The following is a 14,125-nucleotide window of genomic DNA, read 5'->3' as shown; positions in this document are numbered from 1 at the left end:
ACGACCCGGGCTCGAGTAATCGGTCATGGGCGCATGTGCGCATGACCACCGGCGACGCCGAATTCAGCCGAGCCGGGTCAACCGAGTTGGCGTAGTTGTATCGCGGTGTCCAGCGCCAACCGATGCCACGCCGAACGCGGATCCCGTCCGGTCAGTTCCTGAGCCCGGCGCAGTCGATAGCGCAAAGTCTGCGGGTGCACCTGCAGTCGGGCGGCTGCAGCCGTTGCTGTGCCGGTGGAGATGAAGGCCGAAAGACCCAGCAGGATATGCTCGTTCGCTGCCTCGGTCAGCGGGCCGAGCACGCTACGCACCACCTCGCTCGTGTCGGCGGTCGGGCGCGCTGTCAACAGTGCCAACAGCTGACCGTCGCCCTGATCGAGCAGTGCCCGGCCGTCGAACGCGTGATCCGGTGCGGTCTCGAGCGCTTCCGAGGCGAGTCGCCACGAACTGCTGATATCGGTAACGGTCGATCTCTCCACGAGGCATCCGCGCAGCCGCAGATCCCGACACGCGAGGTCGACCTCGGCGCGATGGATCGACGGCGGCAGCAGCGCGATCGCGCGTTGTTCGCGCCGAGTGCACAAGTGTGTCCGTTGATCCGCCGTTGTGGTGCGGTCCGGAGGGACGAGGCCCATCGCAAGCACCAGAGACTCGACGGTGTCGTCGGACATGGGTCGGCCCGGATCGGTGGACTGCACCACGAGCAGGTTCGGGTGCGTCGGCAGCTTCAGGTCGAGTTCGCGAGTACGGTCCGACACCGCCCCGGGTGAGTTGTGTCTGGCAGCCAGCAAGTCGTCGAGCAACGCGGCGTGCGCCTGCGCACGGTTGGATGTGAGCTGTTCGCGCGCAATGACATACGCACCGATGATCTCCTCGGATATGGCGTCGATCGCGTCGAGCACGCCCAGGCCGAGTTCGGCGATGTCCGGCGGGTCGAGTACTTCCAGATACTCCGTTGTCACGTGCCGAACGAACACGCTCGACGCGACTCGATACGCGCGCAGCACATCGGCCAGCGGCCGCCCGTCTGCCGCGCGTGCGGAACCTATGGCTCGGAATCTCTTGTGGTCGCGGTCGTCGATCGTCCGATCGCCGTGCGCCCACAGGGCCATCAACCGCCTCAGTGACCAATACGCGATGGCCTCGACATCGGCCAATTGTGCACCCTGCAGTGATCGGTAGACCGGGATCGCGTCGCGAATCGCGTGTACTGCGGATGTGACGACGGAGCCCAGATCCGATTCGATCTTCGCGACCACGGCGACCCGCGCCGGGTACATCGATCTACCTCGCACTCTTTATCAGCACCTGATAAATCCTATACTCATTCGACTCGATTTCCTTGAGTTCCGAGGCCGACGACAGCACAGTCGAGGGAGACACCCGGGTCGAGCAGAAGAGTGGGGCAATGGACGCAGACGTGATCGTGGTGGGGGCCGGCTTGGCCGGACTGGTGGCAACCGCCGAACTGGCCGACGCGGGAAAGCGCGTGCTGCTCCTCGACCAGGAACCCGAGCAGAACCTGGGTGGTCAGGCCTTCTGGTCCCTCGGCGGACTGTTCATGGTCGACACGCCCGAACAGCGTCGAATGGGCATCAAGGATTCGGCGGATCTGGCGTGGCAGGACTGGCTCGGCACAGCGACGTTCGATCGCGGCATCGACGACCCTGCAGGGGAAGACTACTGGGGTCATCGGTGGGCCAGGGCATACCTCGATTTCGCGGCAGGTGAGAAGCGGTCGTGGCTCCACGCTCAGGGAATGCGATGGGTCCCCATCGTCGGATGGGCCGAGCGCGGCGGCTACCTGGCCGAGGGGCACGGAAATTCGGTTCCGCGATTCCACCTGACGTGGGGCACCGGGCCGGGTGTCGTCGCGCCGTTCGAGCGTCGCGTACGTGAGGCTGCCGACAAAGGGTTGGTGCGCTTCGGTTTTCGGCATCGGGTCGACGGATTCGTCGTCGACGGGGGAGCGGTGGTCGGAGTTCGCGGTGCGATGCTCGAAGCCAGTGCCGCGGAGCGAGGGGCAGGAAGTACCCGCGTCGAAGTGGGTGAGTTCGAGCTCCGCGCCGGAGCCGTGCTGGTGACGGCAGGAGGAATCGGAGCCAATCACGATCTGGTGCGCGAGAATTGGCCGGCGCGGCTCGGGACGCCGCCGAAGTCGTTGATCTCCGGAGTGCCCGAACACGTCGACGGCCGAATGCTCGGCATCACCGAGAAGGCCGGCGGACGGCTGGTCAACAAGGACCGCATGTGGCACTACACCGAAGGCATCAAGAACTGGAATCCGATCTGGAAGAACCACGGCATCAGAATCATTCCGGGCCCGTCGTCGATGTGGTTCGATGCCCGCGGGCAACGGTTTCCGGTTCCGAACTTCCCCGGATTCGATACGCTGGGAACGCTGAAAGCGATCCAGGACAGCGGTTTCGAGTACTCGTGGTTCGTATTGACCCAGAAGATCATCGAGAAGGAATTCGCGTTGTCCGGGTCGGAACAGAACCCGGACATCACCGGCAAGAACCTCAAGCTCGTTCTCGGGCGGGTATTGCCCGGTGCCAGCGAACCGGTGGAGGCATTCAAGAAGAACGGCGAGGACTTCGTCGTCGCAGATTCTCTCGAAGAATTGGTCCAGGGCATGAACCGAATCACCGGCGAGGACTTGATCGACGGTGTCGACCTCAGGCGTCAGATCGAGTCGCGAGACCGTGAGGTGGACAATCCTTTCACCAAGGACCTGCAGATCTCTGCCATCCACAATTCCCGGCGCTCGCGCGGTGAACGCATCGCGCGGACCGCTGCACCTCACAAGATTCTCGATCCCAAGTCGGGTCCGCTGATCGCGGTGCGGTTGAACATCATCACTCGAAAGACGTTGGGCGGCATTCAAACCGATCTCGACGGTCGCGTTCTCGACTCGATGGGCAATGCCGTCGAGGGGCTGTGGGCTGCCGGTGAGATCGCCGGATTCGGCGGCGGCGGTGTGCACGGCTACCGGTCCTTGGAAGGAACCTTCCTCGGTGGATGCATCTTCGGCGGACGACAGGCAGGGCGAGCCCTGGCGGCGCAGGCGTGAGAGTGCCGCGTTCGCTCGGTAGACCCCCACTGCCCGATGCGGCCGAGATCGCCACCACAGCATCGGCGAATCCCCGATCCCCGGTGTCGGTCTCGTTTCTCGGGGTGAGCACGCTGCTGTTCGACGACGGCGAGTCGGCGATCCTGACCGACGGCTTCTTCTCTCGTCCGTCCCTGCCGAAAACCCTTCTGCTGCCGCTACGTTCGGACGGCCCGAGAATCGACAGTGCGTTGCGCAGAGCGGGCATCGGGACGCTCGACGCGGTGGTGTGCGCGCATTCTCATTTCGATCATGCCCTCGACTCCGCAGCGGTGGCACTGCGGACCGGCGCTGTCCTGGTCGGTGGTGCTTCGACCGCACAGATCGGGCGGGGCGCGCAGCTGCCGGACGCTCGCATCACCGTCGTCGCCGACGGTTCCGCGGTCGAACTGGGTCATTTCACCGTCACGTTCGTCGAGTCGGTTCACTCGTATCCGGACCGAGCTCACGGGACGATCGACCGGCCATTGCGGCAGCCTGCCCGGGTGCGAGCGTTCCGGTGCGGTGAGGCGTGGTCGATGGCAGTCGAACACCGTCCGAGCGGCAGGCGGGCTCTCGTCCACAGCAGCGCCGGGTTCCGAGCGGGCATGCTCGACGGCCTTTCCGCCGAGGTGGTGTACCTGTCCATCGGTCAGCTGGGGCGCCGAACACGCGAGTACATCGACGAGTATTGGCGGGAAACGGTGTTGTCGGTGGGGGCTCGGCGCGTCGTGCTGACGCACTGGGACGACTTCTTCCGGCCCCTCGACAGGCCGTTGCGACCGCTGCCCTACGCCTTCGACGACATGCGCACCTCGCTCGACGTATTGACCGCCTGTGCACGCAGAGATGGGGTCGAACTGCAGTTGCCGACGCTGTGGCGGCGTGCGGACCCCTGGGCAGACATGGTCTGAGGCACCGAACGGGAGCGACCGAAATGCGCGGCGGTCGTCGAGCAAGATAGGGCAGGGTATCCTCTCCTCTTGTTCGTCCTCCCGCTCAGTACGTCGAGAAAGTTCGGTCACCCCGTGAAAAAAGGTACGAGGCGCGTCGCTGCCCTCTCGTCGCTGGTTCTTGCTGCAGGTCTGATCACCGCATGTGGTGAGTCCGAGGAGGTGTCGCAGACCGCGGCCACGGGCGGCGACGGCAAGACCGTCTACCCGCTCGTACTCGACAACTGTGGCCAGTCGGTAACCGTCGACGCTCCGCCGCAGCGAGTGGTGTCTCTCGATCAGGATTCCACCGAGATCCTGCTGTCGCTCGGTCTGCAGGATCGCATGGTCGGGACAGCATCGTGGACGGATCCGATCCGCGAGAATCTCGCCGAGGCGAACGCATCCGTACCGCGGTTGGCAGACAACGCGCCGACCTACGAGGTGGTGCTCGACACCGACCCGGATTTCGTGACCGCGTCGTTCGGCCGCCATTACAAGCAGGGCGGTGTCGCAGACCGTAGCCGCTTCGCCGAATCGAACATCGAGACGTATCTCGCACCCACCGACTGTGACAACGGCCTGAGCGTCAACGGTGGCAATCCCCGGACGACCCCGTTGACCATGGACGCGCTGTATCAGACCATTCGCGAAACGGCCGAGGTGTTCGACGTCCAGGAACGCGGTGAGAGCTTGATCAGCGAACTGCAAGGCCGTCTCGACGCGGCCACATCGGGCAACGACAAGACCGGTGAGAGCATCGCGTTCTGGTTCGCAGACACCAAGAGCCCGTACTTCGCCGGCCGCTCCGGAGCGCCTGCCCTCCTCGCCGATCAGGTCGGTGCCACCAACGTCTACTCCGATCTGCAGGACGACTGGGAAGCGGTCGGGTGGGAAACAGTGGTGGACCGCGATCCGTCCGTGCTGGTGCTCGGAGACCTACTCCGCAATCGCTTCCCCGGGGACAAGCTGGAGGACAAGATTGCGTTCCTCGAATCGGACCCGGTCACCAGCACCATGGACGCGGTGAAGAACAAGCGGTACATCTCGCTGCACGGCGCCGAGATGAACCCCTCGATTCGGCTGGTCGACGCCGTCGAGAAGCTGACCGCAGGCCTGAACCAGATCGGGCCTCGGTCCTGAGCGCCACCACGGCCGAGCCGAGCGTCTCGGCGAAACGACAGATCGGCCTGCCCGCCGTCATGATCGGCGGGGTTCTCCTTCTGGTCGTCTCCGTGGCGATCGCGATGACGCTCGGGCCGGCCCAGATCTCGCTGGTCAACGTGCGTGACGTCGTGCTCAACCACCTGGGACTGGCGGACATCCCCGTCCGGGTGTCCAAGAACGCGATCGTGTGGGAAGAACGGCTCCCACGCAGCCTCGTGGCAGCTGCATGCGGCAGCGGCCTCGGGATCTGCGGGGTCATCATGCAGTCGCTGCTCCGCAATCCGCTCGCCGACCCGTTCGTGCTCGGCATCAGTTCCGGCGCGTCCACAGGAGCGGTGCTGGTCGGGATCCTCGGAGTCGGTGGGGCCGCGCTCGGACTGTCCGGTGGCGCGTTCATCGGGGCACTGGTGGCATTCGGACTGGTGCTGCTGCTCGCTCAACTCTCCGGCGGCAACAACGACCGCGTGATTCTGGCCGGAGTGGCGTCGACCCAGTTGTTCTCGGCATTGACGTCGTTGGTGATCTTCGCGTTCGCCGATTCCGACGAGACCCGCGGCGTCATGTTCTGGCTGCTGGGCTCGCTCGAGGGTGTTCGCTGGGACGACGTGATTCTGTGCGCCGCAGTCGTCGCGGTCGGGACAGCCGTCTGCTTCTACTACGCATTCGTGCTCGACGCGTTCTCGTTCGGCAACGAGGTGGCGTCCTCACTGGGCATCCCGGTACGCAAGGCTCGCATCGCACTCCTGGTCGTGACCGCCCTCATCACGGCCACCTTGGTGAGTGTGGCAGGGGCGATCGGATTCCTCGGGCTCGTGTTGCCGCATGCAGCGCGGTTCCTCGTCGGCTCGAGGCACGGTCGCCTCGTTCCGGTCACGGCATTGATCGGGGCGGTCTTCATGGTCTGGGTGGACGCGGTGTCGCGCGTCGCGTTCGCGCCGACGCCGCTGCCGGTCGGCGTGGGTACCGCACTGGTGGGCGTCCCGGCATTCATCGCCATCCTGTCCAGACGGAAGAAGGCGTCATGACACTCTCGGCAACCGATGTCACGTGGCGTCGCGGCGGTGCGCTGGTCGTCGACGGGGTGTCCCTCGAGCCCGGCCCGGGCGATACCGTCGGGCTGCTCGGGCCCAACGGATCCGGCAAGTCCTCGCTGCTGCATCTGATGAACGGTGCCGTCAGGCCGACGTCGGGCGTGGTGACCCTCGACGGAACCGAGCTGTCCGCGATGCGTCGCAAGGACGTCGCGAAGATCGTGGCCGTGGTGAGTCAGCACGCCGACACCGACTTCGACATCACCGTCGCCGACGTCGTACGGCTCGGCCGCATTCCCCATCGAGGAGCGTTCGGCGGAGACGCAGCTGCAGATGCGGCGGCCGTGGATTCTGCACTGCGGCACACGGGTCTGGCAGGAAAGGCCCATTGCCTGTGGCATCAGCTGTCCGGCGGCGAACGGCAGCGCGCGCAGATCGCGCGCGCCCTGGCTCAGGAGCCGCGGGAACTGCTGCTCGACGAACCGACCAACCATCTCGACATCCATCATCAGCTCGAATTGCTGGCGTTGGTCGCACGGTTACCCATCACGAGCGTCATCGCACTGCACGATCTGAACCTGGCGGCGATGTTCTGCACGCAACTCGTGGTGTTGTCCGAGGGCCGGGTGGTGGCAGCAGGCGCACCCGCCGACGTGCTCACCGAGGAGTTGATCGCGCGGGTGTACCGCGTGCGTGCCCATGTGACCCACGATGGACCGAACAACAGTCCGTCGATCCGATTCGAGCCCGGCCTCGGGGTGCACGTGTAACTCGACCTGCCGATCGAGTCGACTGGTTTCACCATCGACCATCACCGTCAACATCGACGAAACATTTCTCGCGCACGATGGTCGCGCCGAAACATGGTGCCATGCGACGGAGGTGTCGCCGAGCACGACGGAAACTCGATCGAACGGTGAGCGCATGACAGAACGACCGACCGCAACGGACCGGGAAGCCGAACCCGGTGTACGCCGAAAGCCTTGGTATGCATCGCTTTTCGTGCAGTTACTGATCGGCATAGTCGGAGGCATTGCGATCGGGTGGCTCTGGCCGGGCCTGGGTGCAGACCTCAAACCACTGGCCGACGGCTTCATCAAGCTCATCAAGATGCTGATCGCGCCGATCATCTTCTGCACCGTCGTCATCGGCATCGCCCATGTGGGCGACCTCAAGTCCGTCGGCCGCATCGGCGTCAAGGCCCTGGTCTACTTCGAGCTGATCACGACGTTCGCGCTCGTGTTCGGTCTGGTGGTCGGCAACATCGTCAAGCCGGGCTCCGGGTTCTCCATCGACCCGCAGACCTTGGCCACCGGTGCCGAGGCCGTCGACCAGAAGACCGGCAGCGGCGAATTGCCGCACACCGTGGACTTCTTGCTGAACATCATTCCGACCTCTGTGGTGTCGGCATTCGCGGAGAACGCGCTACTGCAGGTGCTGTTCTTCGCCGTGCTGTTCGGCTTGGCCTTGGCGAAGTTCGGTGAGAAGGGCCCGCCGATCGTGCTCGAACTCGTCGATCACATCAGCCACATCTTCTTCACCATCATCGGTTGGATCATGCGCCTGGCACCCATCGGTGCCTTCGGGGCGATGGCATACATCGTCGGCCAGTACGGCATTTCGTCGCTCGGTAGCTACGGGAAACTGATCGCGTGCTGCTATCTGGCTGCCGTGTTGTTCATTCTCGTTCTCGCGGCCGTCGCGCGGTACTTCGCCGGAGTCAACCTCTGGAAGTTCCTGCGGTACATCAAGGACGAGTTGTTCCTCGCCCTCGGAACGGCGTCGACGGAGGTGGTACTGCCGCGCATCATGGTCAAGCTGACCGAGGCAGGGTGCTCCCGCACGACCACCGGTCTGGTGGTTCCGACGGGATATTCGTTCAACCTCGACGGAGCAACCCTCTATCTGTCGATCTGCATTCTCTTTCTCGCGCAGGCTCTCGGCGTCGACCTGACACTCGGAGAGCAGATCGCTGCGGTGTTGATCCTGATGCTGACCTCCAAAGGCATGGCCGGAGTACCGGGTTCGTCGTTCCTCGCATTGTCGGCGACCGTTGCGGCCATCGGGCACGGGTCCATCCCGGTTGCGGCCGTGGCGTTGCTGCTCGGTGCCGACCGGATCATGGACTCCATGCGAGTATCGGTGAACCTTCTCGGCAACTGCGTCGCGACATTCGTCGTGGCGAACTGGGAGGGCCAACTCGACAAAGAGCGAATGCGCAGAGTGCTCGACGGTGAGGAGGTACCGCCGTTGGAGGCGATCGAGGAGTCGAAGGACTACGAGTCGGTCGGGTCCGAGCCGGAATCGGTATCGATCGGGGGAACCTCGAAGGCGAGCAACGCCACGTCGTCCTGAAGTCCGTCACCGAACGAGGCCAACAATTCGGTCAGATCGTCGACGATCTTCGCCGCGGAGGTCCGGCCTCGTTCGGCGGCGAATGCGTGCAGACTGCCGTCGTCGTCGAAGCGAGTTCGGCCCGGGCCGACGATCGCCTCGGTCAGCCCGTCGGTGTAGAACGCCAACACGTCACCGGGCTGCATCGTCACCGTCGCCGAGGCGAAGTGCGGTTCGGTGAGGGCTCCGACCAACTGCCCGCCGGTGGTGTCCACGAATTCGACGACGCCGTCGTGCGCGATACGAAGAGCCGGTGGGTGGCCACCGCTGGCGAGGTGCACCACGGCACCGTCGGGTCCCGGCGCGACGGTACCGAAGACCACGGTGCAGAATCGCGGATCGTCGCCGTGAAACTCGTGGTGGAGCACCGTGTTGAGGTTCTCGAGTACGGCGATCGGATCCCGATCGAAGACCGCTGCGGCCCGCAGCGTGTATCGAGTCAGGGACGTGACGGCAGCCGCGCCCGCTCCTTTTCCGCTCACGTCGCCGAGGAAGAAACCCCACGTCGCGTTGTCGAGGGGAAACACGTCGTAGAAGTCGCCGCCCACTTCGTCGATGGACGCGGGGTGGTAGTGGGCCGCCACCTGCATGCCCGTCGGCGCGGACAGGATCGGCGGCAACAGTGTGCGTTGCAGAGTCGAGGCCAGAATTTGTACCTGAGTCTTTTCGGCTTCCGCCAACTTGCGGGCTTCCTCCGACGCGCCCAATGCATCCTGAGATCGGTCGAGAGCTGCTTCGGCGTCGTCCTGAGCTGCCTCGGCGTACATTCGCGCATCCATCAGGTGCTGCTCGCGGACTCGGCGCTCGGTCTCGTTGTGGAGTGTCATGGTCACCGTCGTCGCACCCGACACCGCTCGCAGGCTGTTGGCGAGCATCGACACCGCCGTCTGCGAGCCCGATGCGGGTGCGCCGGTGAGTTGCGCCGTCACTCCGATGGGCGAGTCGGAGTCGGACGACGTGGCTGCCGCGAGCATGTCGCGCAAGACCTGCGCGAACTCGGGGCTGAAGAGATCCGTGACTGCGGTGCCGACCAGATCGTCCCGACTCAGTGCCGTGATGCGAGCGGCCGCCGCGTTGGCGTAAAGGATGTCGCCGGACGCAACGTCGATCGAAAAAACCCCGCACGGTGCGGAGTCGAGTAGTTCGGCAGCCGAGGCGGTCATGGCTTCTCCTACCAAGATTACGAGGGGCGGCCGGTTGATTCGGCCGTGACTGGGTTCCGCCACACTGCGGTGACCACGGTGCCCAGACCTGGACGGTGGTCGACGGTGAGGTCGTCGGACACTGCCTCGGCGAGCTGGAGCCCGTGGCTTCGTGTGGTCGTCGGTGCCGGCGGACGCCACGTGCCGGTGTCCGAGACGGTGACGGTCAGCGTCTCGCGTTCGTACGCTGCGGTGATCGTCATCGTCCCCGGTTCGGGCGCGGAGCTGTAGGCGTGTTCGACGACGTTGGCCAGGGCTTCGTAGGCCCCAAGAGCGATGTCGTCCACGAGAGTCCGATGCACTCCCAGGTCGAGCGCCCAACCCTGGAGTCGGCGCCGAGCGGCGCTGGCAGCAGCAGCCTCAGCGGTCGCAGTGTGACTCCACCGACTGGCGGGCTGCGAGTGGGACGTCATCGGCCACCCTCACTGTCGACCGCGCTCGACTGCACATGCGCCACAGCCTCGGGAACGGTGGTGAAGGTGGCCATCACCCGGTCGATTCCGCTGAGTTGAACCGGGCGAACGACCACCCCGTCGACGGCGACCAGTGCCATCCGCGACGATTCGGGCAGTCGGTCGGACACCCGGACCAACACGGTGATGGCGCTCGACGACAGAAAGCTCACATCGGTCATGTCGACTACCAGTCCGCGTTCCGCGGCGTCGGCCGCAGGGAACGCAGCGGCGGACAAGTGAGGGATGGTATCCAGGTCGAGTTCGCCTCTGACTGTGATGACGGTAGTCGCGTCGTGCACATCCGAAACGATCTCGAACTGTTCTCCGGTCGGGTCGTCAGACATACGGCCGAGGTTACCTGTCATCGTGTCCGATTCACGATCCAGGCGCGTCGACGAACAGGTCGCCTGCACCCAGTACGTCGAGGACCATGCGCACCGAACGTGCCGGCGCGTGGATAACGATCTTGCCCGGGTGGGTGTAGGTCGCATCGACGATGGCATTCGCGACTCCCGAGTAGACGAACGACACCTCGGACAGGTCGATCGTGACCACGGAGGAAACGGCGGCCAGGCGATCGAGGCCGTGGACGAATTCGGCCCGGGTCGACATGTCGAGTTCACCGAAGGCCCGCAGGATGTTGTTCCCGTCGGAACGGACGATGGTGTCGAGTCGGAACTCGGCTTCGTCGTCGCGAACGGCGTTGTCCATGGTGGCAATGCTCATCGACATGTCGAGACCTCTTCCGGAGAAGTGCGCGGCCGGCTGGTGTCTCCGCCTGCTCGCTGGTTTGTTGTGTAGTCAACGATGCCAGTGCGAGATGTCGGACGGTGATGTCGACGATCTCGAGTCGGTAACGAAAGATCTCGTTTCGATAACGCCGTCATCGGGTCAGGAATTCGATCAGTGCACTGGTGACTTTCTTTCGCGCCCATCCGCTCGCCCCTCGCTGGCCGAGTGCGGCCCGAGCGGCGTTGGCCCCGGCCGCACCGTGGACTCCGCCCCCGGGGTGGGCGGACGCGGACCCGAGGAACAATCCTTCCACCGGGGTCTCCGCGCGCCCCAATCCTGGCGTGGGACGAAAGATCAACTGCTGCTGCAGTTGTGCGGTACCGCCGTTGACCGCACCGCCGTGCAGGTTGGCATCGGCGCCGTGCAGATCGCTCGGTCTTTGCACCACCCGTCCCACCACCGAATCGGCGAATCCCGGGGCGTGCTGTTCCAACACCTGATCGACGCGGTCGGCGACGATCTCGGCGGCCGAGTCGTCGACGACCCCGCGCGGCAGATGTGTGTAGGCCCAAGCGCTTTCGGTGCCCTCGGGCGATCTGGACCGGTCCGCTGTGGTCATCTGGCCGAACAACATGAACGGGCTCTGCGGGAGAACCCCGGTCGTGAGATCGGCCGCCCAATGGACCAGGCCGTTGTCGTCCGCGCCGAGGTGGACGGTGCCCGCGTCGGCCAAAGATGCCGAGCGCCAAGGTATTCGGCGGTCGAGAGCGTAGTTGAGCTTGACCACCGGGGTGTCCCACTCGAACGTACGTAGGTCGTCGTGCACGCGACGCGGGACCGCATCGAAGGGCAGCAACGACCCGTACAGTGCGGGGGCCGACACGTCGGCAACGATCGCTCGTCGAGCGCGAAACGTCTCGCCACCTGTCGTGTGCACGGCGCGTGCACGACCGCTCCGCACATCGATGGACTCGACGGGTCGACTGCACGTCAGCACAGCACCCGAGGCCTGAGCCCGGCGAATCAACGCGTCGGTCAAAGCCGACGATCCACCTACGGGTGCCGGATACCCGACGTCCTGCGCGAGCATCGTCAGCAGATATCCCATCATTCCGCTCACCGGCGCGTCGGTGGGTACGTCGCCGTGCATCGCATTGCCCAGGAGCAGGCACCGCGCGGCCTCGCTGTGGAACAGCTCGTGGGCCATCACCCGTGCAGGCAACGCAGCGAACCGGACGAAGCGCAGTGTCTCGGAGACGCCGAGAGTGCGCGCCAATCGTGCTGCCGGCAGTACCGGTGGAAACGGCCCGAAGAGCGAACCGAGCAGGGGAGTGCGAATACGTTCCCACTGCTCGAACAGGCGCAGCCACGTGTCACCGTCGCGTACGTCGTGCTCACGCAACAGAGCAGCGGTCGCCTCGACGTCGTGATGGACGACCGGAGCGTCGGTGTCCTCCGGGGATCGCGCGTGGCCGTAGACCGTCGGCGAGTGAGACCACGTCAGTCCGTGACGCTCGAGCTCGAGTGCTGTCATGGCGGGCGAGGACACAGCCAGCGGATAGAACGCGCTGAACAGGTCGCTGGTGAATCCAGGAACCAGTTCGGCACTGCGGACGGCGCCGCCGGGTAGTTCGGCCGCCTCGAGAATCACGACGTCCCACCCCGCGTCGGCCATCGCCGCGGCGGCGACCAATCCGTTGTGACCGCTACCTATGACGACTGCGTCGACCTCTGTGGTGGTCATCGGGTGATGCTCCTGGGCTCGGTCGCGGTCTTGTTGCTCACAACCCTACCGACGTAGTACAGCGCGATTCCGACTGCGAGCAGCAGCCCGGCGCGGAGCCACGTGGCCGCGGACTGCTGAGTGAGCAGCACGGCGCATGTGATCAACGCCAGGACGGGAAGCGCCGTCGGCGTTCGGAAGTGGTCGGTGTCGGATCGGTCTCGACGCAGCACGAGCACGGCAATGTTGGTACTGATGAAGACGAACAACAGAAGCAGCACCACCGTTTCGGCGAGTGCGGCCACGGAGCCGGTGGTGCACAACGCCATTGCGACCACAGTGGTCGCGACAATGGCCGCCCACGGAGTCTTGCGGCCGGGCAGCACCTTGGCCAGGGCGACCGGAAGCAATCCGTCGCGGGCCATGCCGAAGGTCAATCTCGACGCCATGATCATCGTCAGCAAGGCGCCGTTGGCGACGGCCACGAGGGCGACCAGACTGAAGACCCACGGTGGGATTCCGGCGTCGGCGGCGTCGACGACCTCGAGCAGCGGACCGGTGGACTGGGCCAGCGTATCCGCCGGAACGACCGTCGAGACTGCGAGACCGACCAGCACATAGACCACTCCGGCTGTCGTGACGGCTCCGAGCAGAGCCCGGGGATACACCCGCCGCACATCCTCGACCTCCTCGGCGATGTTGGCCGAAGTCTCGAACCCCACGAACGAGTAGAAGGCGAGCAGAGCCGCCCCCAGCACTGCCAGCGTCGGCGTGGTGTCGTCGGTGAATTCGAGCACCCGTGACGGTGCGCCGTCGCCGCGGCTCAGAACGAGCCCGGCCAGGGCGATGATCACGACGAGACCGGACACCTCGATCACCGTCATACCGAGGTTGGCCCGGAGAGATTCGGTGATCCCGCGGGCATTGAGAAGTCCGACGAGGAGAAGGAAGACGACCGCCGCAGGCACGGCGGGCACATCGAGGAACACTGCGAGATAGTCGCCCGAGAAGGCCAGCGCCAGACCTCCCGCGCTCGTCACGCCAGCCGCGAGCATCGAGAATCCGACGAGGAACGACACTATCGGTCGCCCGAAGGCTCGCTGGGCGAACACCGCCGCCCCGCCCGCTCGGGGGTACTTGGTCACCAATTCGGCGTAGGACGCCGCAGTGAGCAAGGCCATCAGGAGAGCGAGCAGCATCGGCAGCCAGATCGCTCCGCCGACCTCACCCGCGATTTCCCCGACGAGAGCGTAGATCCCGGCGCCCAGCACGTCACCGAGAATGAAGACGAACAACAACTTGCCCGAGATCGCCCGGCGCAGTGGCGTCGACGACCCGTCGGACTCGGAGCCGTCCGGGTGGACGCTCGGACTGTGGTCGGACGCCATCAGTGCCGGT

Annotated in this window: 13 protein-coding genes; 6 read left to right on the top strand and 7 right to left on the bottom strand. The window is 65.2% G+C overall.

Annotated features, from left to right (window positions below):
• Window positions 1–77: 77 nt before the first annotated feature.
• Complete coding sequence (locus CH262_RS23915; protein ID WP_218829325.1) at window positions 78–1,280, bottom strand: helix-turn-helix domain-containing protein; 1,203 nt, start codon at window positions 1,278–1,280, stop codon at window positions 78–80.
• Window positions 1,281–1,408: 128 nt separating this feature from the next.
• Between CH262_RS23915 and CH262_RS23910 the strand changes: the two genes are divergently transcribed.
• The 6 genes from CH262_RS23910 (at window position 1,409) to dctA (ending at window position 8,576) form a co-directional block, all read left to right on the top strand.
• Window positions 1,409–3,073 carry an FAD-binding dehydrogenase gene (locus CH262_RS23910; protein WP_032368892.1) on the top strand — a complete coding sequence of 555 codons (1,665 nt, stop codon included), beginning with the start codon at window positions 1,409–1,411 and terminating at the stop codon, window positions 3,071–3,073.
• A 2-nt stretch (window positions 3,074–3,075) separates the two neighbouring features.
• Window positions 3,076–4,005, top strand: a complete 930-nt coding sequence (locus CH262_RS23905; protein WP_256988968.1) for an MBL fold metallo-hydrolase — start codon at window positions 3,076–3,078, stop codon at window positions 4,003–4,005.
• A gap of 114 nt (window positions 4,006–4,119) precedes the next feature.
• Window positions 4,120–5,166 carry an ABC transporter substrate-binding protein gene (locus CH262_RS23900; RefSeq protein WP_027496182.1) on the top strand — a complete coding sequence of 349 codons (1,047 nt, stop codon included), beginning with the start codon at window positions 4,120–4,122 and terminating at the stop codon, window positions 5,164–5,166.
• Window positions 5,167–5,225: 59 nt separating this feature from the next.
• Window positions 5,226–6,215: a FecCD family ABC transporter permease gene (locus tag CH262_RS23895; protein ID WP_080729059.1), complete on the top strand. Its 990-nt coding sequence runs from the start codon at window positions 5,226–5,228 to the stop codon at window positions 6,213–6,215.
• Window positions 6,212–6,991, top strand: a complete 780-nt coding sequence (locus tag CH262_RS23890; protein WP_094718570.1) for an ABC transporter ATP-binding protein — start codon at window positions 6,212–6,214, stop codon at window positions 6,989–6,991. Before CH262_RS23895 ends, CH262_RS23890 begins: the two co-directional genes overlap by 4 nt.
• Window positions 6,992–7,145: 154 nt before the next feature.
• Complete coding sequence (dctA, locus tag CH262_RS23885; protein WP_094718569.1) at window positions 7,146–8,576, top strand: C4-dicarboxylate transporter DctA; 1,431 nt, start codon at window positions 7,146–7,148, stop codon at window positions 8,574–8,576.
• Here dctA and CH262_RS23880 read toward each other — a convergent pair.
• From CH262_RS23880 to CH262_RS23855, 6 genes are all read right to left on the bottom strand, one after another.
• A complete protein-coding gene (locus tag CH262_RS23880; RefSeq protein WP_094718568.1) occupies window positions 8,498–9,778 on the bottom strand; it encodes a PP2C family protein-serine/threonine phosphatase in 1,281 nt (426 codons plus the stop codon). The genes dctA and CH262_RS23880 overlap by 79 nt on opposite strands.
• Window positions 9,779–9,795: 17 nt before the next feature.
• Window positions 9,796–10,230 carry an ATP-binding protein gene (locus CH262_RS23875; protein WP_032368860.1) on the bottom strand — a complete coding sequence of 145 codons (435 nt, stop codon included), beginning with the start codon at window positions 10,228–10,230 and terminating at the stop codon, window positions 9,796–9,798.
• Window positions 10,227–10,616, bottom strand: a complete 390-nt coding sequence (locus tag CH262_RS23870) for an STAS domain-containing protein (protein ID WP_179275092.1) — start codon at window positions 10,614–10,616, stop codon at window positions 10,227–10,229. Before CH262_RS23870 ends, CH262_RS23875 begins: the two co-directional genes overlap by 4 nt.
• A 31-nt stretch (window positions 10,617–10,647) precedes the next feature.
• Window positions 10,648–10,998: an STAS domain-containing protein gene (locus CH262_RS23865; RefSeq protein ID WP_141214482.1), complete on the bottom strand. Its 351-nt coding sequence runs from the start codon at window positions 10,996–10,998 to the stop codon at window positions 10,648–10,650.
• Between the two features lie 157 nt (window positions 10,999–11,155).
• Window positions 11,156–12,748 (bottom strand): phytoene desaturase family protein, encoded by a 1,593-nt coding sequence (locus tag CH262_RS23860; RefSeq protein ID WP_094718566.1) that lies wholly within the window; start codon window positions 12,746–12,748, stop codon window positions 11,156–11,158.
• Entirely contained in the window at window positions 12,745–14,115 is a 1,371-nt protein-coding gene (locus CH262_RS23855; protein ID WP_052056739.1) for an APC family permease, read from the bottom strand. Before CH262_RS23855 ends, CH262_RS23860 begins: the two co-directional genes overlap by 4 nt.
• Window positions 14,116–14,125 lie beyond the last annotated feature (10 nt).

The organism is Rhodococcus sp. 05-2255-1e (assembly GCF_002259025.1).
Taxonomy (GTDB): domain Bacteria; phylum Actinomycetota; class Actinomycetes; order Mycobacteriales; family Mycobacteriaceae; genus Rhodococcoides; species Rhodococcoides fascians.
This window is presented reverse-complemented; position numbering and strand designations above follow the sequence as displayed.